The sequence below is a fragment of the Halomonas marinisediminis genome (assembly GCF_004347715.1).
GTDB classification, from domain to species: domain Bacteria; phylum Pseudomonadota; class Gammaproteobacteria; order Pseudomonadales; family Halomonadaceae; genus Halomonas; species Halomonas icarae.
The window spans coordinates 1-22,305 of sequence record NZ_SLTR01000018.1 but is presented as its reverse complement, the minus strand read 5'-3'; the positions used below and the strand labels follow the sequence as shown (position 1 = coordinate 22,305).

Annotated in this window: 19 protein-coding genes and 2 pseudogenes; all 21 read left to right on the top strand. The window is 66.0% G+C overall.

Annotation, left to right across the window (positions count from 1 at the left end; all coding sequences use genetic code 11):
- Positions 1 to 45 precede the first annotated feature (45 nt).
- The 21 genes and pseudogenes from E0702_RS12665 (at position 46) to E0702_RS12570 (ending at position 22,031) form a co-directional block, all read left to right on the top strand.
- The gene (locus E0702_RS12665; RefSeq protein WP_132044393.1) at positions 46 to 582 is read left to right on the top strand and encodes an ureidoglycolate lyase; all 537 of its coding nucleotides are present in this window, start codon (positions 46 to 48) and stop codon (positions 580 to 582) included.
- Positions 579 to 1,430 carry a bifunctional allantoicase/(S)-ureidoglycine aminohydrolase gene (locus E0702_RS12660; protein ID WP_132044391.1) on the top strand — a complete coding sequence of 284 codons (852 nt, stop codon included), beginning with the start codon at positions 579 to 581 and terminating at the stop codon, positions 1,428 to 1,430. The genes E0702_RS12665 and E0702_RS12660 overlap by 4 nt, the downstream gene beginning before the upstream one ends.
- A 251-nt stretch (positions 1,431 to 1,681) precedes the next feature.
- A pseudogene (locus E0702_RS20085) lies at positions 1,682 to 1,798 on the top strand (thiamine pyrophosphate-binding protein); the annotation flags it as partial.
- A pseudogene (locus E0702_RS19555) lies at positions 1,797 to 1,931 on the top strand (hydroxypyruvate isomerase); the annotation flags it as partial. The pseudogenes E0702_RS20085 and E0702_RS19555, both read left to right, overlap by 2 nt.
- Positions 1,932 to 2,109: 178 nt before the next feature.
- Positions 2,110 to 3,456, top strand: coding sequence for a glycerate kinase type-2 family protein (locus tag E0702_RS12650; RefSeq protein WP_132044389.1), 1,347 nt, complete (start codon positions 2,110 to 2,112; stop codon positions 3,454 to 3,456).
- The gene (pyk, locus tag E0702_RS12645; protein ID WP_132044387.1) at positions 3,453 to 4,943 is read left to right on the top strand and encodes a pyruvate kinase; all 1,491 of its coding nucleotides are present in this window, start codon (positions 3,453 to 3,455) and stop codon (positions 4,941 to 4,943) included. The genes E0702_RS12650 and pyk overlap by 4 nt, the downstream gene beginning before the upstream one ends.
- A gap of 121 nt (positions 4,944 to 5,064) precedes the next feature.
- Positions 5,065 to 5,796, top strand: coding sequence for a GntR family transcriptional regulator (locus E0702_RS12640; RefSeq protein ID WP_132044385.1), 732 nt, complete (start codon positions 5,065 to 5,067; stop codon positions 5,794 to 5,796).
- A gap of 213 nt (positions 5,797 to 6,009) precedes the next feature.
- On the top strand, positions 6,010 to 6,864 hold the full coding sequence (gene modA, locus E0702_RS12635; RefSeq protein WP_132044383.1) for a molybdate ABC transporter substrate-binding protein: 855 nt from the start codon (positions 6,010 to 6,012) through the stop codon (positions 6,862 to 6,864).
- On the top strand, positions 6,864 to 7,532 hold the full coding sequence (gene modB, locus E0702_RS12630; protein ID WP_132044381.1) for a molybdate ABC transporter permease subunit: 669 nt from the start codon (positions 6,864 to 6,866) through the stop codon (positions 7,530 to 7,532). The genes modA and modB overlap by 1 nt, the downstream gene beginning before the upstream one ends.
- Positions 7,525 to 8,670, top strand: coding sequence for an ABC transporter ATP-binding protein (locus tag E0702_RS12625; RefSeq protein WP_240721739.1), 1,146 nt, complete (start codon positions 7,525 to 7,527; stop codon positions 8,668 to 8,670). The genes modB and E0702_RS12625 overlap by 8 nt, the downstream gene beginning before the upstream one ends.
- A complete protein-coding gene (locus E0702_RS12620; RefSeq protein ID WP_132044377.1) occupies positions 8,667 to 9,161 on the top strand; it encodes a DUF192 domain-containing protein in 495 nt (164 codons plus the stop codon). The genes E0702_RS12625 and E0702_RS12620 overlap by 4 nt, the downstream gene beginning before the upstream one ends.
- 165 nt (positions 9,162 to 9,326) lie before the next feature.
- Complete coding sequence (locus E0702_RS12615) at positions 9,327 to 10,337, top strand: DctP family TRAP transporter solute-binding subunit (RefSeq protein ID WP_132044375.1); 1,011 nt, start codon at positions 9,327 to 9,329, stop codon at positions 10,335 to 10,337.
- 67 nt (positions 10,338 to 10,404) lie between these two features.
- A complete protein-coding gene (locus tag E0702_RS12610; RefSeq protein ID WP_132044373.1) occupies positions 10,405 to 10,884 on the top strand; it encodes a TRAP transporter small permease in 480 nt (159 codons plus the stop codon).
- On the top strand, positions 10,874 to 12,181 hold the full coding sequence (locus E0702_RS12605) for a TRAP transporter large permease (RefSeq protein WP_132044371.1): 1,308 nt from the start codon (positions 10,874 to 10,876) through the stop codon (positions 12,179 to 12,181). The genes E0702_RS12610 and E0702_RS12605 overlap by 11 nt, the downstream gene beginning before the upstream one ends.
- A gap of 288 nt (positions 12,182 to 12,469) precedes the next feature.
- Positions 12,470 to 13,450 carry a TAXI family TRAP transporter solute-binding subunit gene (locus E0702_RS12600; protein WP_132044369.1) on the top strand — a complete coding sequence of 327 codons (981 nt, stop codon included), beginning with the start codon at positions 12,470 to 12,472 and terminating at the stop codon, positions 13,448 to 13,450.
- A gap of 133 nt (positions 13,451 to 13,583) precedes the next feature.
- On the top strand, positions 13,584 to 16,178 hold the full coding sequence (locus tag E0702_RS12595; protein WP_132044367.1) for a TRAP transporter permease: 2,595 nt from the start codon (positions 13,584 to 13,586) through the stop codon (positions 16,176 to 16,178).
- An 11-nt stretch (positions 16,179 to 16,189) separates the two neighbouring features.
- A complete protein-coding gene (locus E0702_RS12590; protein ID WP_132044365.1) occupies positions 16,190 to 16,618 on the top strand; it encodes a universal stress protein in 429 nt (142 codons plus the stop codon).
- A gap of 258 nt (positions 16,619 to 16,876) precedes the next feature.
- Positions 16,877 to 17,704 (top strand): DUF2189 domain-containing protein, encoded by an 828-nt coding sequence (locus E0702_RS12585; protein WP_132044363.1) that lies wholly within the window; start codon positions 16,877 to 16,879, stop codon positions 17,702 to 17,704.
- Positions 17,705 to 17,955: 251 nt separating this feature from the next.
- Positions 17,956 to 19,227 carry an IS200/IS605 family accessory protein TnpB-related protein gene (locus E0702_RS12580; RefSeq protein WP_240721738.1) on the top strand — a complete coding sequence of 424 codons (1,272 nt, stop codon included), beginning with the start codon at positions 17,956 to 17,958 and terminating at the stop codon, positions 19,225 to 19,227.
- Positions 19,228 to 19,307: 80 nt separating this feature from the next.
- Complete coding sequence (locus tag E0702_RS12575) at positions 19,308 to 19,814, top strand: molybdopterin-dependent oxidoreductase (RefSeq protein WP_240721737.1); 507 nt, start codon at positions 19,308 to 19,310, stop codon at positions 19,812 to 19,814.
- Positions 19,815 to 19,856: 42 nt separating this feature from the next.
- On the top strand, positions 19,857 to 22,031 hold the full coding sequence (locus E0702_RS12570; RefSeq protein WP_132044359.1) for an ATP-binding protein: 2,175 nt from the start codon (positions 19,857 to 19,859) through the stop codon (positions 22,029 to 22,031).
- Positions 22,032 to 22,305 lie beyond the last annotated feature (274 nt).

Sequence of the window (22,305 nt, the reverse complement as noted above, 5' to 3'; positions counted from 1 at the left end):
TGGGCGGTGCGCCGCCTACCCGACCTGCCGTCTACAGGAGCCAGCATGCTTGAACTCGAGGCCCAGCCCCTCACTCCCGAGGCCTTCGCGCCCTTCGGCGAGGTGATCGATACGCGAACGTCGGACTCTTTTCCCATCAACGCCGGCCGCACTCGGCGCTATCACGACCTGGCCAGGGTCGAGACCCTGGGGGAGGGGGCCCGGGCACTGATCAGCATCTTCGTCAGTCAGCCCGTCGAGCTGCCGCTCGAGCTGCCGTTTCTCGAACGCCACCCCCTGGGCAGCCAGGCCTTCGTGCCGATGCATGAGGAGCGGTTCGTCGTGGTGGTGGCGCCGCCCGGCGACACCATCGAGCCCGACAGCGTGCGCGCCTTCGTCACCGATGGCCGCCAGGGCGTCAACTACCGCGCCGGGGCATGGCACGCCATCCAGTCGGTGCTCGAGCGCGAGGGCGAGTTCCTGGTGGTCGATCGCGGCGGCGAGGGCAACAACTGCGACGAGTACCCCATCGACATCCGCGTGACCCTGCCGCAGGGCGAGGCCGTCACGCCGACCGAAAGCGAACAGGAGTCCACCTCATGAGTCAGCCGCATCAGTCCTCTCGCCAGTACTATGCCCCCCAGGGCGGTCATCCGAGCCAGAAGGTGATGACCACCGACCGCGCCATGTTCACCGAGGCCTTTGCGGTGATTCCCAAGGGGGTGATGCGCGACATCGTCACCAGCAAGCTGCCCCACTGGGACAACACCCGCCTGTGGGTGCTGTCGCGTCCGCTCTCCGGCTTCGCCGAGACCTTCTCCCAGTACATCATGGAGGTCTCCCCGGGTGGCGGCAGCGAGCGGCCGGAGAGCGATGCCGGCGCCGAGGGCGTGCTGTTCGTGGTGGAGGGCGAGATGACGCTGACCATCGAAGGCGAGAAGCATCGCATGGTGCCCGGTGGCTACGCCTTCCTGCCGCCCGGTTGCGACTGGCAGCTGCGCAACGAGGCCGATGCCCCGGTGCGCTTCCACTGGATCCGCAAGGCCTACGAGTATGTCGACAGCATCGACGTGCCGGAGGCCTTCGTGGTCAACGAGAACGACATCGCGCCGACCGTGATGCCGGATTGCAACGAGGTGTGGGCCACCACCCGCTTCGTCGACCCGGACGACCTGCGCCACGACATGCACGTGACCATCGTCACCTTCCAGCCTGGCGGCGTGATCCCCTTCGACGAGACTCACGTCATGGAGCACGGCCTCTACGTGCTCGAGGGCAAGGCGGTCTACCACCTCAACCAGCAGTGGGTCGAGGTCGAGGCCGGCGACTACATGTGGCTGCGCGCCTTCTGCCCGCAGGCCTGCTATGCGGGTGGCCCGGGGCCCTTCCGCTATCTGCTGTACAAGGACGTCAACCGTCACATGGCGCTGCCCTACAGCCAGCGCCGTTGAGAATCGGTACAGCAGTCACTTGGTGACAATGCAGTGCCTCGGAGTCTTGTGCACGAAGATGTCAGCGTGACTGGATTCTTGAAGAAGATTTCTACTTGAAAAGCCTCAATGATCTGATTCATTGAGGCTTTTTGGATGCAAAAAACTTGGAAAACACTTCCAAAAAACTGGCGGACCTGAGGGGGAGGCGTCTATTCTCACTATGCAGAATTAGTTTCCATAAAAACAAATGCTCACAGGAGTAAGCCGCCATGCCTCGGATGACCGCCGCGGAAGCCGCCATTCGCGTGCTGCGCAAGGAAGGCGTCGGTGTTGCCTTTGGCGTGCCTGGCGCCGCCATCAACCCCTTCTACCCCGCGATGCGCCGAGCGCGGCATCGCCTGCCACCCGGATCGCGTCGAGGAGTTCCGCAAGGGTGTCGACCAGGCACTGGCGCTGTTCGACGAGGTGGGCTCGAGCAACCTGAAGCTACAGTACGACGTCTATCACATGCAGATCATCAGATATGCGTACCCAGGAGGGCTGGGCTGGCTGGACGCCGTGTGCGGCTGAGGTGGCCGCCAGTTGCCGCTCAAGATCGACGGACTCCGGGAGGTTGGCATCGGGTCGTCGCAAGCCTTCCAGGTCGCCTATGGTGGCCTTTCCCGGCGTGCACCATCAGCTTGAAGAGGAGAACTCCATGATCACTCTGCCGACACCCTCCACCCCGGAGGCCATTGCCGCGCTGTCGGAACCCGAGGCCCTGAACTGGCTACGCGGTCTGGCCGATGCGGCCGTGAATGCCGTGCACCCCGACAGCCTGCTGCCCGCCGAGCTGCCGCCGGCACCTGCCGGGCGCACCGTCGTGGTGGGAGCGGGCAAGGCCGCCGCCGCCATGGCCGCGGCACTGGAGCGGGCCTGGCTGGCCCAGCAGCCCGAGGCACCGCTGACGGGCCTGGTGGTGACTCGCTACGGGCATGGTCCTCAAGGGCAGGGCCCCCAGGGCGAGGGCCGGCGCATCGAGGTGCTCGAGGCGTCGCACCCGATGCCCGACGGCCTGAGCGAGGAGGCCGCCCGGCGCATGCTCGAGGCGGTCGAGCCGTTGGGTGAGGATGACCTGGTGATCGCGCTGATTTCCGGCGGTGGTTCGGCGTTGATGAGCCTGCCGGCACCGGGCATCACCCTGGCCGACAAGCAGGCCCTCAACCAGGCCCTGCTGCGCTGCGGGGCACCGATCCGCGAGATCAATACCGTGCGTCGCCATCTGTCGGCGATCAAGGGGGGGCGGCTGGCCACCGCGGCCCACCCGGCCCGGGTGCTGACCTGGCTGATCTCCGATGTGCCCGGTGACGACCCGACCCTGATCGCCTCCGGCCCGACCCTGCCGGATGCCAGCTCTCCGGCGGATGCCCTGGCCATCCTGGAGCGTCATGGCATCGAGATTCCCGACGGCGTGCGCCGTCATCTGGAGACAGCCGACAGGGCACCGGCACCGGGTGATTCCGACTTCGCCCGCGATCGCTCACGGGTGCTGGCGCGCGCCCGTGACGCCCTGAATGCCGCCCGAGTGGCCGCCGAGGCGAGCGGCATCGAGGTGCGCGTGCTGGGCGATGATCTCGAGGGCGAGGCTCGCGATCTGGGCCGTGCCCAGGCGCGCCTGGCGTTGTCGAGTCAGAGCGAGCGGGAGCGGCCGCTGCTGCTGCTCTCCGGTGGCGAGACCAGCGTTACCGTGCGCGGTGAAGGCCGCGGCGGGCGCAACGTCGAGTACCTGTTGGGCCTGTTCGAGGCACTTCAGGGGGCGCCGGGCATCCACGCCCTGGCCATCGATACCGATGGCATCGACGGCTCGGAAGACAATGCCGGTGCGCTGTTTGCGGCGTCCGACCGGGCACGGGCGGAGTGCCTGGGGCTTGACCCCGACGCCTTTCTGTCACGCAATGATGCCTACACTTTCTTTCAGGCATTGGACCGGCTGATCGTGACCGGCCCCACGCGGACCAATGTCAACGACTTCCGTGCCATCCTGATTCTGCCGAGGACGCCATGACGCTACCCCCCCACGCTCCCATCCATGACCCCATTCGCAGGACCAAGATCGTCGCCACCCTGGGTCCCGCCAGCGACCGCGAGGGCGTGCTCGAGGCCATGATCGCGGCCGGTGTCGACGTGGTGCGCCTCAACTTCTCCCATGGCACTGCCGCCGATCACCGCCACCGCCTGGAGCGAGTTCGCGAGATCGCCGCTCGCCTGGGCAGAAGCGTCGCCGCCCTGGGCGATCTGCAGGGGCCGAAGATCCGCATCGCCCGCTTCCGTGATGGCGCGGTGGAGCTGGCCGAGGGGGCGCCTTTCGTGCTCGATATGGCCCTGGAGGGCGATGCGGGGAGTGAGGAGCGCGTGGGCTGCGACTACAAGCAGCTGATCGAGGATGTGGTGGCGGGCGACCGCCTGCTGCTCGATGATGGCCGGCTGGTGCTGGATGTCACCGCCGTGGCGGGCCAGGAGATCCATACCACGGTGACCGTGGGCGGCAGGCTCTCCAACAACAAGGGCATCAACAAGCTGGGCGGCGGACTCTCGGCACCGGCGCTGACCGACAAGGACAGGGCGGACCTCGCCACCGCCGTCGACATCGGCGTGGACTACCTGGCGGTCTCGTTTCCGCGGCATGCCGGCGACATGGCCGAGGCCCGCGACCTGCTGGGCGAGGCCGGCGAGGAGATCGGCCTGGTGGCCAAGCTCGAGCGCGCCGAGGCGGTGACCGACGAGGCGACGCTGGATGGCATCATCCAGGCCTGCGAGGCGGTGATGGTGGCGCGTGGCGATCTCGGTGTGGAGATCGGCGACGAGAAGCTGATCGGCACCCAGAAGCGCATCATCAAGCGTGCCCGCAGCCTGAACCGGGCGGTGATCACCGCCACCCAGATGATGGAGTCGATGATCGAGTCGCCCCTGCCTACCCGCGCCGAGGTGTTCGACGTCGCCAACGCCGTGCTCGACGGCACCGATGCGGTGATGCTCTCCGCCGAGACCGCCGCCGGCGACTTCCCGGTGGAGACCGTCGAGGCGATGGACCGGGTCTGCCTGGGCGCCGAGCGCGAGCGGATCGCCCAGGAGTCGGGCCACCGCATCCACGAGGGCTTCTCTCGGGTCGACGAGACCATCGCGCTCTCCGCCATGTACGCCGCCAACCACCTCTCCGGGGTGGCCGCCATCGCCTGCATGACCTCGACCGGCTATACGCCGCTGATCGCCTCGCGCATCCGCTCCGGGCTGCCGATCATCGGCCTGGCCCACAGCGCCATCGCCCAGCGACGCATGGCGCTCTATCGCGGCGTGGTCTCGCTGCCCTTCGACACCAGCGAGATGACGGCCGAGGAGCTCAACGACCGCGCCCTGGCGCTGCTGGTGGAGAAGGGCATCGCCGAGCCGGGGGATCATGTGATGCTCACGCGGGGCGACGAGATGAACGCCCATGGCGGCACCAATACGCTGAAGATTCTCGACGTCAACGCCAGTCACCTGCACAAGGGGTAATGGCGAGGGGGCAACAAGGGCTCAACGCTGAAGGGTTTTGTATACAGAACCGCCGTCGGGTGTGGTGATCAGGCCCGAAAAGTGCGAAGGTTCTGCCAGGACCATTACCAGCGAGACGCCCATGAGCCAGTCCTGGAGGGAAGAGGTGGAAGCCGCCGTGCGCGGGGGGGAGCGTGTCGGCGATCGCCATATCGTCGAGCAGGTGCGCCAGGCGGTGCTGAGCCAGCGCCTGGCGCCCGGCACGCGTCTGCCGGAGGTGGCGCTGGGAGAAGTGTTCGGTGTCAGCCGCTCCATCGTGCGTCGGGCACTGACGCGCCTGGCCGCCGACCACGTCATCGACCAGCGCCCCAATCAGGTCGCCCGGGTGCGAGCCCCCAGCGTGGAGGAGACCCGCGAGACCTTCTCCGCCCGCCGCCTGGTGGAGGGCGAGGTGGCCGCGCTGCTGGCGGCACGGGGCCTCGACCCCGAGCTGCTGGCTGCCCTCGAGAGCGAGGCACGGGCAGAGGTCGAGGCCCATGGGCGTGGCGACGAGCCGGCTCGCATCGCCCACTCCCTGGCCATTCATCATCGACTGGCCGCACGCTCGCCCAATCGTGTGCTGGGTGCCATGCTCACCGATCTGGTGTTGCGCACCTCCATCGTCATCGCCCTCTACAAGCGGCCCTCCCTCGGTTCCTGCTACCTGGAGGGAGATCACTTTCGGCTGCTGGAGGCGCTTGGCCGGGGGGATGCCGGCGGGGCGAGAGACGCCATCGAGGCGCATCTGACGAGCCTCGAGGCCCTGCTCGACCTCGGCCCCCGCGAGGAGCAGGCCGATCTGCATAGCATTTTCGCCGGCGTCGCCAAGAGCTGAACAGCACCGGGAGTCGCTTGCGCCTGAATCCGGCGACAGGCCTTTTCGGGGGCGCTTTGAATACTTCCCTGTACGCTACCTCCGCCGTCCCTGGTCTCCGGACCCCCTCCAGACCTGTCCCCGGCGGCGCTCGCGATAGCAACGCCCCGGCGGGTTGAGGGCATCGGTGGGGTGTCGGACAATACCTCCCTTCATGTCTTGCGGAGTCACGCCATGCGGTCCCTTACCCGAGCGGGGTGTCGCGCCCTGCTGCTGGGATTGACGCTGCTGTTCTCCACGGTGGCACTGGCCCGGCCGCCCATCGTGGCGGCTGCCTCCTCCCTGCAGGCGGTCTTCCCCCATCTTGCCGAAGCCTTCCGGGCCGAGACGGGGGAGTCGCTGCGGGTCAACTTCGGCTCCTCGGGCAACTTCCGTCGCCAGATCGAGCAGGGTGCCCCCTTCGAGCTCTTCCTCTCTGCCGATGAGGCCTATGTGCTGGCGCTGCACGAGGCCGGCCACCTCGCGGATATGGGGGAAGTCTATGCGGTAGGACGACTGGTATGGCTGCAGAGAAAGGAGGAGCAGGGCCGGCTGCCCAGTGCGGAGGACCCGCTGGCGGCGGTTCGGGAGGCGGTGGCGTCGCATGCCGCCGGGGAGGGGCGATCGCGTATCGCCCTGGCGAACCCCGAGCATGCCCCCTATGGGGTCGCGGCACGCCAGGCCCTGGTGCAAGCCGGGTTATGGGAGCCCAGTGCGCCGCTGCGGGTGCTGGGGGAGAGCGTCGCCCAGGCGACCCGCTTCGCGCTCTCCGCGGATGCCCGCGGCGGGCTGGTGGCCTGGTCCCAGGCGCTGGCGCCACCGGTGGCCGCCCGGAGCGAGTTCGTGATGGTGCCGGCCGACTGGCACCAGCCCCTGGTGCAGCGCATGGCGCTGGTGAAGGGAGCCGGTGATACCGCGCGGGCCTTCTACGCCTGGCTGCAGCGGGAGGAGGCGCGTGCCATCTTGGCCGACTATGGTTTCCGCGCTCCCGGCGATGGTTTCCGCGCTCCCGGCGATGGCCTCCGGCTAGCCGAGGATGAGCCCCGCTGATGGACTGGACGGCGCTCTCGGTCTCGTTGCATCTGGCTGCCCTCACGGCACTGTTGCTGTTGCCGGCAGGGCTGTGGCTGGGCCGCGCCCTGGCCGGCAGTCGTTCGCGCGCCAAGCCCCTGGGTGAGGCCCTGATCGCCCTGCCACTGGTGATGCCGCCCACGGTGCTGGGGTTCTACCTGATGCAGGCCTTCGGGCTGGAGGCTCCCTTCGGCGGGCTCTGGGTGCGGCTGTTCGGTGAGGGGCTCAACTTCACCTTCGAGGGCATCCTGCTCGCCTCCCTGGTGGCCAATCTGCCCTTCGCGGTGCAGCCGGTGCAGCGCGCCTTCGAGGCGGTGCCGGCCAACCTGCGCGAGGCGGCCTGGTGCAGCGGCCTGTCGCCGCTGCATACCCTGTGGCGCATCGAGCTACCCCTGGTGTGGCCGGGCATCGTCTCGGCCATGGCGCTGACCTTCGCCCATACCCTGGGGGAGTTCGGGGTCATCCTGATGGTGGGCGGGGCCATCGATGGCGAGACGCGTACCCTGGCCATCGCCATCTACGATCGCGTTCAGGCCTTCGACGAGAGCGGGGCGGCCACCATGTCGGCGATGCTGCTGCTGGTCTCCTTCGTCACCATCGGTGTGGTCTATGGCCTCGCGGGGCGTCGGATGTGGCGCCGTGCCTGACACCGTGGCCAAACCGGCCCCCCTCGAGGTGAGCCTGCATCAGTCGGGCCCCATCCCCCTGGCGGCGGACTTTCGCTGCGCGGCCGGTGAGCTACTGGCACTGGTGGGTCCCTCGGGCAGCGGCAAGACCACCCTGCTGCGCAGCATCGCCGGCCTCTACCGCCCACAAGGGGGGCGTATCGCCTGTGGCGAGGAGGTCTGGTTCGATGCCGACAGGCGACTCGCGCTCCCGCCCCAGCGCCGACGCCTGGGGCTGGTATTCCAGGACTATGCGCTGTTCCCGCACCTCACGGCGCTGGGCAACGTCATGGTGGCACTGCACCATCTGCCGGCCGCCGAGCGCCGTCGCCGGGCCGAGCAGTGGTTGATCCGGGTACGCCTGGAAGGGCTGGCCGGGCGCCACCCCGCCGAGCTCTCCGGCGGCCAGCGGCAGCGGGTGGCGCTGGCTCGGGCGCTGGCCCGCGAGCCGCGGGTGCTGCTGCTCGACGAGCCCTTCTCGGCGGTGGACCAGGTGACGCGGCGCCGCCTGCAGCGTGAACTGGCGCTGCTGCGCGAGGAGATCGCCATCCCCATCGTGCTGGTCACCCACGATCTCGACGAGGCGGCGGCATTGGCCGACCGCCTCTGCGTGCTGCATGCCGGACACACCCTCCAGACGGGTCCTCCACAGTCGCTTTTCCGCCGGCCGTCATCCCCGCAGGTGGCGCGGCTGCTCGATCGCCACAACGTCTTCAGCGGTGAGGTGGTGATGGAGGGTGACGAGCGCCGCCTGGCCTGGGGGCCCTGGCGTCTGGAGGTGGCCGAGGGGCTTGCGTCGCTGGCGCCGGGTACCCGCGTGGCCTGGTATCTGCCCGCCTCTGACGTGGTGCTGCATCGCCGAGGGCGCCCCTCGCTGGGGGAGCGCGAGAACCCGGTGAGCGCTCGCGTCGAGGAGCTGGTCGTGCTGGGCGGCATGACCTCGGTTACCCTGGCATTCGGCCACACCCCCGGGCGGCTCGGCTTCGAGATCGCCACCCATGCCGCCCGTCGCAACGGCCTGGCCCGCGGGGAGGCGGTACAGGTCTCGCTGCTCGCCGCGGGCATCCACCTGATGCCGGAGGCTTCCACCTCCGGCGATGACGCCATGAGCCTGCCATGAAACGTCTTCTGGTCGCCGCCATCCTCGCCGTCGCCCCCTTTACGCTGCACTCGGCAAGCGCTGCCGAGGTGCCCGCAAAGCGCTGGCCACTCACCATTGCTACCGGCGCGGGGGTGCATGAGTTCCATGCCGAGGTGGCGCAGACGTCGGCCGAACGCAGCCGTGGCCTGATGGGTCGCGAGCGACTCGCCGAGGACGGCGGCATGCTCTTTCTCTATGCCAGCGAGCAGCCGGGTCGCAGTGGCTTCTGGATGTACAACACCTTGATTCCGCTGGATATCGCCTTTATCGACGGGATGGGACATATCGTCTCGACCCACACCATGGTGCCCTGTGGTTCGGATGCGCCGGCAGACTGTCCGGTGACGCGGCCGGGAGTGCCCTATCGAGCCGCGCTGGAGGTCAGGGCGGGTACCTTCCAGGCGCTGGGGATCAGAGTGGGAGACTGTGTCGCCTGGCCGGGTCACGCCACCCGTTGCAAACCGGAGTGACGGAGCTGATATTCAACGCTGGGAGCCCTTAGAATATTCCGCGAGGTGGCGCCGGGCCCTGGAGGGGGTCGTCCACCGCCGCCGGCTCACCGCGCCGGCACATCGTGCCACTCATAACCATAACCGCGCCTCGCAGATGACGAGGTGTCGCTGCAAGGACACGCCATGACAACGTATCGACCGCTTGCCAAGCTGGCCGCCGCCCTGGCCGGTGCCGCCGTGCTCTCCGCCTCGCTCTCCGTTCAGGCGCGCGAGATTGCCGTCTCCACCGTGCTTTCCGATGCCTTTCCCTGGGGCCAGGCCGCCGAGAAGTGGGCCGAGCTGGTGGAGGAGCGCACCGAGGGACGCATCACCATGCGCGTCTACCCCAACTCCCAGCTGGTCAACGGTGACCAGACTCGCGAATTCTCCGCCATGCGCTCCGGGCTGATCGACGCCGCCGTGGGCTCCACCATCAACTGGTCCCCCCAGGTGCCGGAGCTCAATCTCTTCTCGCTGCCCTTCTTCCTGCCCGACGAGGCGGCGGTGGACGCCGTGACCGGTGGCGAGGCGGGCGAGAAGATCTTTGCGGCCATCGAGTCACGGGACGTTATCCCGCTGGGCTGGGGCGAGAACGGTTTCCGCCAGCTCTCCAACTCCCAGGGCGCGATCGATGAGCCTCAGGACCTGGAGGGCCTGAAGATCCGCGTGGTGGGCTCGCCGCTGTTCCAGGACACCTTCACCGCCCTGGGGGCCGACCCCACCCAGATGAGCTGGGCCGATGCCAAGCCGGCACTGACCACCGGCGCGGTGGATGGCCAGGAGAATCCGCTTTCGGTGTTCGACGTGGCGCGTATCGACCAGGTGGGCCAGGAGCATCTGACCCTGTGGAACTACATGAACGATCCGCTGATCTTCGCCGTGAATCGCCGGGTGTGGGAGTCACTGGACGAGGGCGACCAGGCGATCCTGCGTGAGGCCGCCGTGGAGGCGGGCGAGTGGGAGATGTCCATGACCCGCGAGGAGGAGAGCGAACGCCTGGCCGCCATCCAGGAGCGTGGCGTCACCGTAACGGAGCTCTCGGACGCCCAGTACCAGGCCTTCGTCGAGGCCACCGCCGGCGTTCACGATGAGTGGGTGCCGAAGATCGGTGAGGAGATCGTCGAGGCCGCCCGTGCCGCCATCGAGTCACGCTGATTCCCGCTCTTGATTCCCCTTGACCGGCCGGCCCTCGAGGCCGGCCGCTGCCTTGTGAGGTAACCCCATGACGCCTTCCCCGGATGCCAGGCCGGAGCGCTGGCTGGCCAGCCTGGCCCTGGTGATCATCGCGCTGATCAGTCTCGGCAACGTGGTGACTCGCTATATCACCGGTGGCTCGCTGGCCTTTACCGAAGAGCTCTCGGTATTCCTGCTGGTGGTGCTGACCTTCGCCGGCGCCGCCGTGGCGCTGCGGCGTAACGGTCATATCCGCATCGGCATGCTGGAGCGTGCCCTGCCGGTGGGCGCACACCGGGTCCTGATACTCTTCCAGGGGCTTTGCGGGGTGGCGGTGCTGGGACTGATCGCCTGGTTCGGCGCCAAGCTGGCCTGGCAGGAGTACCGCTGGGAGACTCTCTCGCCCGGGCTTGGTCTGCCCCAGTGGTGGTATATCGTCTGGCTGCCGCTGCTGGCGGCGGTGATGCTGGTGCGTCAGCTGCAACAGACCAGGGACCGGCTGCGTGGAGGACTCGACGATGAGTCCTGATCTCTGGATGCTGCTGGCCTTCGCCGGGCTGCTGATCGCCGGTGTCCCGGTGGCCTTCTCCCTGGGGCTGGCGGGTGCCGTAGGTATCCTGGCGGGGTTGTCGCCGGCGATGCTCGCCACCCTGGGCACCAATACCTATAACAGCATCGCCAAGTATCCGCTGATTGCCATTCCGCTGTTTATCCTCACCGGGCTGATCTTCGAGCGCTCCGGGGTGGCGCTGCGCCTGGTGCGCTTTGCCCAGGCGCTGATCGGCCCGCGTCATGGCGGGCTGGCGCTGGTGGCGGTGCTGGTGTGCATGATCATGGGCGGCATGAGCGGGTCGGGGCCGGCGGATGCCGCCGCGGTGGCCATGGTGATGCTGCCGAGCATGACCCGGGCGGGCTATCCGAAGCCGTTCTCGGCCACCCTGATCGCTGCCTCGGCCTCCACGGCGATCCTTATTCCCCCTTCGGTGGCGTTGATCCTCTACTCCATCGTGGTGCCGGGAGTCGATCTGCGGGCACTGTTCGCCGCCGGGCTCTTCCCCGGTGTACTCGCCGGCCTGGCGCTGCTGGTCCCGGCTCTGCTGGTCTCACGTCGCCATGGCTGGGAGGGCGGTGCACCGGTAGCGGGCGCCGAGCCCCTTCGTGTGGGGGAGACCTTCAGGCAGGCGCTGCCGGCACTGTTCGCGCCGGTGCTGATCCTCGGCGGGCTGCGTTCGGGGCTCTTCACCCCCACCGAGGCGGCGGTGGTGGCAGTGGCCTACGGTGTGTTGATAGGGCTCTTCGTGACCCGCGAGCTCAGTCTGCGTGATCTCTGGGCGCTGTTCGGCGAGGCGGCGGTGATCTCGGGGGTGGTGATGCTGATCATCGCGCTTGCCGGCATCTTCGCCTGGGCCGGCACCATGCTCGGTACCTTCCGCCATCTGGCGGAGTGGATCATCTCGCTTTCCGACAACGGGGTGGTGCTGCTGGTGCTGATCATGCTGGCGGTGCTGGCCGCCGGCATGCTGCTCGACGCCATCTCCATCTATCTGATCATGATGCCGATCCTGATCCCGGTGATGCAGCACTTCGGCTGGAACCCGGTGTGGTTCGGTATCCTGCTGGCGATGAACATCGCCATCGGCCAGTTCACGCCGCCGGTGGCGGTCAATCTGATGGTGACCACCGAGGTGGCCAGGATTCGCCTCGAACAGACCGTGGGCTGGGCCCTGCTGTTCGTGGTGGCCATGGCCGCCGCCCTGGCGCTTGTTGCCGTGTTCCCGGAGATCGCGCTCTGGTTGCCGCGGATTCTGGGCTACAACGTCGGCTGATTGCCCTGAAGAGTGGCGTCGCCTGGCTCGTCCACAAGCCTTCGCGTCGATAGCCGAGTGGCCCCAGGCGACCTTTGCTGCGATGCATCACAAGATTAACGCTTCATAAACGCTCGGCAGGGCTAGACTGGTGTTTGAATACTCCCGCCGCCCGTGATTTGGCGGCTTTGCCTCCGGTCATTATCCCCGGAATGATTTTTTCGCTAAAGTAGAGGAGAGTGGTAGATTCGGGGCCACTGCGCTCACGACGCTCCGCTCTCTTGCCGACAACGTCAAAGAGGTGTGTTCATGAAACGCCATGCATTCTCTGCTGCTGCCTTCACCGGCGCGATCCTGGGGGCCGCGATGTTCGCCTCGCCGGCCATGGCCCAGGACGAAGAGAAGTTCATCACCATCGGTACCGGTGGCCAGACCGGCGTCTACTATGTGGTCGGCCAGTCCGTCTGCCGCCTGGTGAACCGTCTGGAAGATGCCAACATCAAGTGTAACGCGCCCTCCACCGGTGGCTCGGTGGCCAACGTCAACGGCATCAAGTCCGGTCAGCTCGATATGGGTGTGGTGCAGTCCGATGTCCAGTACCAGGCCTACAACGGTACCGGCAACTTCGAAGGCGAGGCCTTTGAAGACCTGCGCGCGGTATTTCGTGCCCACGGCGAGCCGCTGACCATCCTGGCGCGAGCCGACTCCGGCATCGAGACCCTCGATGACCTGGAGGGCAAGCGCGTCAATATCGGCAACCCGGGCTCCGGCCAGCGCAACACCATGGAAGTGGTGATGGAGGCCAAGGGCTGGACCGAGGACTCCTTCTCGCTGGCCTCTCAGCTCGATGCCGCCGAGATGGCCTCGGCCCTGGCCGACAACAACATCGACGCCATGGCCTATGTGGTGGGCCACCCCAACGGCTCCATCCAGGAGGCGACCACCACCGTCGACTCCCGGCTGATCCCGCTCAACGATGAAGCGATCCAGGGCATCGTCGACGAGTACCCCTACTACTCCATGTCGACCATCCCCGGCGGCCTCTACAAGGGCAACGACGAGGAGGTCGAGACCTTCGGTGTCGCGGCGACCTTCGTGACCACCGCCGAAACCGACGAGGAGATCGTCTACCAGACCGTCAAGGCGATCTTCGACAACTTCGATCGCTTCAAGAAGCTGCATCCGGCCTTTGCGAATCTCAAGCCGGAAGAGATGGTCTCTTCGGGTCTCTCCGCACCGCTGCACGATGGGGCTGCACGCTACTATCGTGAGCAGGGCTGGATCGAGTGATACAACGGCCTGAGGTGCTTTCACCTCGGTGAAGAATGCGCGGTCACCCGAGGGGGCCGCGCATTCTGTTTGAGATGCCGTGGGAGGCCATCCCGGGCGCTCCCAGGGAAACGTTACAGAGCAGGGCACGCTTATGACTGAGGACAACAAGAGGGCCGCGGGGCAAGAGGTCGATCTCGAGGATATGGTCGCCTCGAGCGACTCCGGGGCCCGCAAGCCGTCCGGCACGCCTGGCAAGCTGCTGGTCAGCATTGCCGCCGCCTGGTCGCTCTTCCAGCTGTGGATCGCGTCTCCACTGCCGTTCATGCTGGGCTTCGGGGTCTTCAATGCCACCGAGTCCCGCTCCATTCACCTGGCCTTCGCGCTCTTCCTGGCCTATATGGCCTATCCGGCACTCAAGCGTTCGCCCCGTGATCGCATCCCCGTTCAGGACTGGGTCCTGGCGGCGGCGGCGGCCTTCTGTGGTGCCTACATGTTCATGTTCTACGAACAGCTGGCCCAGCGTCCCGGTGCGCCGATACTGCAGGACGTGATCATCGGTGTGGCGGGTATCCTGCTGCTGCTCGAGGCCACGCGACGGGCGCTCGGTCCGCCGCTGATGATCATCGCCTCGATCTTTATCATCTACTCGCTGGCCGGGCCCTACATGCCGGGCATCCTGTCCCACCGCGGGGTCAGCCTCTACGGTCTGGTCAACCATCAGTGGTTGACGACCCAGGGGGTCTTCGGCATTGCGCTGGGGGTCTCGACCAGCTTCGTGTTCCTGTTCGTGCTGTTCGGTGCGCTGCTCGACAAGGCCGGCGCCGGCAACTATTTCATCAAGGTCGCCTTCTCGCTGCTGGGCCACTACAAGGGCGGGCCGGCCAAGGCCGCCGTGGTGGCCTCGGGCATGACCGGCCTGATCTCCGGCTCCTCCATCGCCAACGTGGTGACCACCGGCACCTTCACGGTACCGATGATGAAGCGTGTCGGCTTCTCGGCGGAGAAGGCCGGCGCGGTGGAGGTCTCCTCCTCGGTCAATGGTCAGATCATGCCGCCGGTCATGGGGGCCGCGGCCTTCCTGATGGTCGAGTATGTGGGCATCTCCTACGTGGAGGTGATCAAGCACGCCTTCCTGCCGGCATTGATCTCCTATATCGCGTTGATCTATATCGTTCATCTCGAGGCGCTCAAGGCCGGCCTCCAGGGCCTGGAGAGCAGCAACCCGCCCAAGCCGCTGGTGCGCAAGGCGATCGGCTTCCTCGGAGGCCTGCTCCTGATGATGATCACGGCTCTCGTGGTCTACTATGGCCTGGGCTGGTTGAAGCCGGTGCTGGGTGGTGCGACGCCCTGGGTGGTGGCCGCCGGACTGGCGGTGATCTATGTGGGGCTGCTCAAGGTTGCCTCCCGCTACCCCGAGCTGGAGCTCGATGACCCCGATGCACCCATCTACAAGCTGCCCCAGACCCGTCCCACGGTGATGGTCGGCCTGCAGTTCATCCTGCCGGTGATCGTGCTGATCTGGTGCTTGATGGTGGAGCGCCTCTCGCCGGGGCTGTCGGCCTTCTGGGCCACGGTGTTCATGGTCTTCATCATCCTCACCCAGCGTCCCATCACATCGATCTTCCGTGGGCGCAGTGACATGGCGGCGGACCTGCGCGAGGGGGTCATGGACCTGTGGAGCGGCCTGGTCACCGGTGCCCGCAACATGATCGGCATCGGCATCGCCACCGCCACCGCCGGCATCATCGTCGGTGCGGTGTCCCAGACCGGCGTCGGCCTGGTGCTTGCCGATGTGGTGGAGATCCTCTCCATGGGCAACCTGATGCTGATCCTGATCTTCACCGCGGTGCTCAGCCTGATTCTCGGCATGGGGCTGCCCACCACGGCCAACTACATCGTGGTGTCGGCGCTACTGGCGCCGGTGATCGTCCAGCTGGGTGAGCAGAACGGCCTGCTGGTACCGTTGATCGCCGTACACCTGTTCGTGTTCTACTTCGGCATCATGGCGGATGTGACGCCGCCGGTGGGGCTCGCCTCCTTTGCCGCGGCGGCGGTCTCTGGCGGTGACCCGATACGTACCGGCTTCCAGGCCTTCTACTACAGCCTGCGCACCGCCGCGTTGCCGTTCCTGTTCATCTTCAATACCGACCTGCTGCTGATCGATGTCACCGCCCTGCAGGGGGTGCTGATCTTCGTGGTGTCGACGATCGCCATGCTGATCTTCGCGGCGGCCACCCAGGGGTTCATGATCGCCCGTAACCGCTGGTATGAGTCCATCGTGCTGCTGCTGGTGGCCTTTACCCTGTTTCGGCCGGGCTTCTGGATGGATCAGCTCCATGACCCCTATCAGGAGATTCCGCCGGCACAGTTTGTCGAGGCGCTTGGCAGCGTGGACGAGGAGAGTACGTTGCGGTTGCAGATCCTTGGCGAGGATGACTTCGGTGATCCGTTGACCACCTATATGCAGCTGCCGGTGCCGAGTGGCGAGACCGGCGAGGAGCGGCTGGAGAACCTGGGCCTGGAGCTGATCATCGAAGAGGACAGGGCCGTGGTCGACATGGTGACCTTCGGCAGCGAGGCGTCGGACCTGGGCTTCGACTTCGACCAGGAGATCATTCAGGTACTCGCGCCGGTGGATCGCTGGACCAAGGAGCTGATGTGGATTCCGGCCTTCCTGGTCTTCGGCCTGGTCGTAATGTTGCAGCGTCGACGGCGTGATCGTGACGCCGCTGCGGCGTCTGCCTGAGGGAGAGTGTCATGTATCAGAAGATCATGTTGACGGTGGACCTCAACGAGGAGGCCTCCTGGGCCAAGGCGCTACCGACGGCGCTGGCGCTGTGCCGCAGCTTCGGAGCGTCGCTGCATGTGGTGACGGTGCTGCCGGACTACCGCATGCCGCTGGTCGGCTCCTATTTTCCCAAGGATTTCGCCAAGAAGGCCCATGCGGCGATCACCGAGGCGCAGCACGAGTTTATTCGCGAGCACGTGCCTGACGATATCACGGTCCAGAGCGTCATCGTCGATGGCTCGCCCTGGGAGGCGATCGTCAAGGCGGCGAAGAAGCTCGAGGTGGACCTGATCGTGATGGCCTCCCATAACAAGCGCAAGTTCGCCGATTACGTGCTGGGGCCGAATGCCGAGCATGTGGTACACCATTCCAGGGTATCGGTAATGATCGTGCGTTGATCGCGGCAGGCATCCTGCCGCACCATTCGGTTTCGCAGAGGGCCTCGACATCGCGTCGGGGCCCTCTGCGTTCTGGCAGTGACCTGAGCGTGGAATGAGATCGGCGCGATTTCCGGCAGAGTTGATCCCGATCAACTAGATTAAGGCATAGTTAACGATAGACCCTCGTTAATGCGTTTCGATGACCCGGTGATGATCCGAGGCCATCCACGCGGCGCCCGAGTCGGTCGGGCACTCGTCGGCGAAGAGAGGTGACTCATGAATGCGGCAACTGAGAAATCACGGGACGCGTCGGCAGGGCCCGGCGTGAAGATCACCATCCAGCCGGTCGGCATGGAGCGACCCAGGGCCTGGCTCGCCGCCGGCATCGAGGATTTTCGCCAGGCTGCCGTCGTCAGTCTCGCGTACGGCATGTTCTGGGTGGGGCTGAGTATCGCCGTTACCGTCGGCGCCATCTATCTGGGCCTGTGGCACTGGCTGCTCCCGCTGGTGGCGGGCTTCATGTTCATTGGCCCGCTGGTGGCGGTAGGCTCCTATGGCATCAGTCGTGCACTGGAGGCCAGTCGCGCCCCGCATCTTGGGGATGCCTTCGGCGCCTGGCGGCCCCATGCCGGCCAGCTGGCGATGATGGGGGTCATGATGATGATCTTCTTCCTCGCCTGGATTCGTGTGGCGACCCTGCTGTTTGCCCTCTTCTTCGGCTTCGAGGTGCCAAGCCCGACGGATCTCTATGCCGCCCTGCTGACAACCCCCCAGGGGCTCGGCATGATCGCCGTCGGTACCGTGCTGGGAAGCATCCTGGCCTTTGGCGCCTTCGCCATCAGCGTAGTGGCCATTCCGACCCTGATGGATCAGGATCTGACCTTCATGGAGGGCATCGAGGCCAGCATTCGTTCGGTATCCAGAAACTTCCGTCCGATGCTGCTCTGGGCCGCGATTCTCACCGGCTGTGTGCTGGTCGGGGTGTTGACCTTCTATATTGGTCTGGCGCTTATCCTGCCGGTGCTGGGCTTCGCCAGCTGGCATGCCTACGAGGACCTGGTGGTCATCAAGCCCCGGGAGGAGAAGCACGACCTCCACGGCTGACCGTCGTTACTCTCCTTCGACCAGGCATCATGCCGGGGGCGACTATGCCCCCGGCCTTCGTTGAGCAAATCGGCCGCGCATCCTACGCATCGACGCGGAGCGTGATGCGCTAGTTAAGCGGCGAGCCTTGGCAAAAGCCAAGGCGTTTACTGGATAAATATCAGCTAATGGCTTAGCCTTTTTCCATGACTCGAACCTTGATTCGCACGGACAAGTGGCCTCTACACGCCACGGCGCAGCAGCGACACCTGATGCGCTTGACGCTGGCGGAATACCGACAGTTCTGCCGTGCGTTGTCGGTGGTGGTACTGAGCAACTGGCCATCGCTACAGCAGGCACCGAGTTTTGCCGCTGCCGTGGAGCGGCTGATGCACCCTACCAAGAAAAACCCCTCGCCTCGCCACCTCTACTTCGCCAAGCGTTTCTACAAGTTCCCGTCCTACCTTCGCCGGGCGGCCATCGAGTTTGTCAAGGGCCAGGTATCCAGTTACCTGACCCGCTATCGGGCCTGGCAGTCGGGCGATCGCGCTCGCCGCGACGCCAAGCCACCACGCTTCAATCCGATCGCCGGCTGCTATCCGGTGATGTACCGCGGGCAGTTGGTCAAGTTCGATGCTGAGTTCACGACTGCCAGCCTGAAGCTGTGGGACGGCAAGGAGTGGCTGTGGCATGAGGTGGCCATCAAGGCGGTACGCCAACGGCATCACCTGGGTACCATCAAATCACCGACGCTGGTACTCAACCGGCGCTGCCACCTGGCAGTGCCGGTAGAGATGACGCCACCCTCTCTTCCCGATCGACAGCGCGTCTGCGCCGTTGATCTGGGGATCAATACGCTGGCCACGGCCAGCATCGTGACACCGAACGGCACCGTCGCGGCGAGGGGGGGCTTCCACCCCGCCGCGGACATGGACCGTCGTGACAAGCGCGCCACGCTGATCCGCCGCAAGGCGCGCAAGACCGCCAAGCTCTCGAAAGGGTTTGGGCGGACGTGGTACCGCAAGGCCCAGCACATCAACGAGCAGATGGCCCAGCAGACCTCCCGCCGACTGGTCGACTTCGCCCTGGAGCATGGGGCCGATGTGATCGTGCTGGAGGATCTGAAGGGCTGGCGGCCCAGGGCCGGCAAGAAGCGGTCGGGACTGCGCCAGCGCTTCCACCACTGGCTGCATCGCCGACTGGCCACGCTGATCGAGCAGAAGATGGTCGAGGCCGGCGGCCGGGTCGTCCATGTCTACCCGCGAGGCACCTCCTCCTGGGCCTTCGATGGCTCGGGTCGCATCAAGCGGGACAAGGCGCAGCACGAACTCGCCACCTTCCAGAACGGCAAGCAATACAATGCGGATCTCAATGCCAGCTACAACATTGGCGCCCGCTACTGGGCCTGGAAACACAAGCTGACCCGCCGCAAGGACGGGCAGTTGTCAGCGGGCAAACGTTCCCCTGACAAACCGAGAACGCCGGTCACGCTCTCAACGCTCTGGCGGCGAGAGCCTGAAGCCCCGCATCGATACGTCGCATGATGCGTGGGTGCGTTCACCTGACCATACCGATGTGATCGCGTAGTCTGACGCACCAAACTCGATTGAAGGGGATGGCCGTCATGCGCCAGACGATCGTTATTTGCCTCGCCTTCCTGCTGGCCGGTCTGCCCGCATCCGCTATCGGCGATGGGCTGCCTGCGCCGGAAGGCGAGGTGTTGCTGACCGTCACCGGGAATATCTCTGACACTAATGCCGGCAGCCAGGCGCACTTCGACCGCGAGCTGCTGGAGAGCCTCTCGCCACTGACGGTCTGTACCCGGACCCCCTGGCATCGTGAGACCGGCTGCTTTCGGGGCCCTCTGATGCGCGAGGTGCTCGCGGCGGTGGGGGCGCAGGGCGATAGTATCGTCGTGCAGGCCCTCAACAAGTTTCGAGCGGAGATTCCCGTTCAGGAGCTGCATGACTATGACGTGATTCTGGCCATGAGTCGTGATGGCGAGCCGATGCCGATACGCGAACTCGGCCCGCTCTTCGTGCTCTATCCCTTCGGTGATCATCCGGAGCTGCATACCGAAGCGGTGCGCTTTCGTTCGGTATGGCATGTGGCCAGCATTCATGTGCGCTGATTGCATATGCGGTGATTGGGCGCACTCGACAGGGGGTGGCGGATGTTGAGGTTGCCCCTGCGGCTGAGGCTGGGGGCGATCAGCGCCCTGGTGCTGTTTGCCGCGGCCCTGATCGTGGTCAGCCTGGTTGCCTGGCGCCAGGATAGCCTGGTGGGCAGAGTCGCCGAGGGGACCGGTTGGCACGCCTATCGGATCGACCGTGAAACCGTCCAGATGCGCAGCTATCTGGTACAGCCCGATGCCACCCTCGACGGGCTCCGGCTGCGCTTCGAGCTGTTCTATAGCCGCATGCATATGCTGGGGCAGAGTGGCGTTGCCGAACTGTTGGCGAAGGCACCCGCGGTAGTCGAGCTGCTCGAGGATATCGAACGCCGGATCGGTGAGCTGGACGACATGATCGGCGAGCTCGAGGCGCTCACTACCGAAAGCCGGCAGCGTCTCGAGGAGCGTCTGGAGATACTGGGAAGCCGCACCGAGCGCCTGGTGATTGCCGTCAATGGCTACCTGGCCGAGCGTGCGACCCTCCAGCGTCGTCAACAGCAACGACTCCATGGCCTGCTGTTGCTGCTGATCCTGGCCATGAGCTTCTCCGCGCTGCTGGTTGCGGTCATGTTGTTCCGCGAGGCCCGCGACAATGCCACTGCCCGCCGTGATCTGGAAATACTCAGCCATCAGCTACAGGCGGCCGTGCGACGTGCCGAGTCGGCGAACCAGGCCAAGTCGGAGTTCCTGGCCACGGTGAGTCATGAGATCCGCACGCCTCTCAACGGTGTCATCGGCATGAGCGACCTGCTGCTGGAAGAGCCTCTTGCGGAGCGACCTCGTCAGTATGCGACCACCCTTCATGACAGCGCCAACCTGCTGCTGGGGCTGATCAATGAGTTGCTGGACTTCTCCAAGATCGAGTCCGGGCATCTCGATCTGGAGTGCCAGCCATTATCGCTTGCCACGCTGGTGGAGGGGGCGGTGACGGTGTTCATGGCGCGCGCCGAGTCACGCGGGATCGGACTCGAGGCGCGAATCTCCGAGGAGCTGCCGGCCTGGGTGATGGGGGATCCGGCGCGACTGCGCCAGGTGCTGCTCAATCTGGTGTCCAACGCCGTGAAGTTCACCGGGGAGGGGGAGGTCATTGTCGAGGCGACGCCCGAGGGTGCCGATACCCTGCGCCTCGAGGTGCGTGATTCGGGGTGCGGCATCCCAGCCGAGCAACACAAGCATCTCTTCGAGCCATTCCGGCAGGGCGATGCTTCCATCGCGCGACGCTTCGGTGGCACCGGCCTGGGCCTGGCGATCTCGCGTCGTCTGATCGACGCCATGGGGGGACGCCTCGACATGCAGAGCGAGCCCGGGATCGGCAGCCGCTTCTGGTGCCTGCTGCCGCTGGTGCCCGCCACCGAGCCGGTGCGGGACGCCGCTGCGCGGCGCAGCGCGAGCAGGCAACTCTCGGGGAAGCACCTGCCGGGGGCAGAGTTGCTGGTAGTGGAGGATAACCCCGTCAACCAGCGGGTCGCCCGTGCGATGCTCGAGCGGCTGGGCTGCCGGGTAAGCCTGGCCGACTCGGGGAGCGAGGCGTTGACCCTGACCCGGCAACGGCAGTTTGACCTGATCTTCATGGACGTGCAGATGCCGGATATGGATGGGTTGGAGGTGACTCGCCGCCTTCGTCGGCGCCAGGGCTGGCTGACCGAGGTGCCCATCGTGGCGATGACCGCCGGCGGCCCGGGAGGCGAGCCATCGAGCTGTCTGGCCGCGGGGATGAATGGCTATCTTGCCAAGCCTCTGCTCCCGGAGCCCCTGCTGGAGGTGTTGAGGCGTCACCTGGGGGGCGACGAGGGAGAGCCGGGGGAGCCGCTGGTCATGAGCCAGCAGGCGCTGCTGGATCCTCGGGTCCTGAACTCTCTGCTCGACTCTCTCGGAAAACCGGGGCTTACGCGGCTGGTGGCGCTTTACCGCGACCAGAGCGGGGCGCACCTCGCTCAGATCACCTCGGCACTCGCGTCGAGTGACGCCGACCGATTGCGCCATGCCGCGCACCAGCTGAAGGGGGAGTCCTCGAGCCTGGGGACGGTAACGGTAGCGGAGTTGGCGGCGCGGATCGAACGCCTGGCTGCCGAAGGAGAGTTGGCGTCGATACCCCCGGTTCTCGAAGCGCTGCAAGTCCGTCTCACCACCACTCTGGTCTCCCTGGATCATTGGGACGAAATGTCTCAGGCCTGAGATTCAGTGGAAGAGCCAGTCCAGAGGAGTGGCTGTCAAGGAGAGTGGTTTCGACCAACGGAGTATGTCATCGGTTGCTGTCACGACCAAGAATGGCAGGGCAGTGTCCATACAACGATAATACTCAGGAGCATGCCATGATCTATGCCAACCCGGGCCAGTCCGGTGCGGTCGTCGACTTCGAGTCGCGGTACGGCAACTATATCGGGGGCGAGTTCGTTCCGCCGGTCAAGGGGCAGTACTTCGACAACGTCAGCCCGGTCAACGGCGAGGT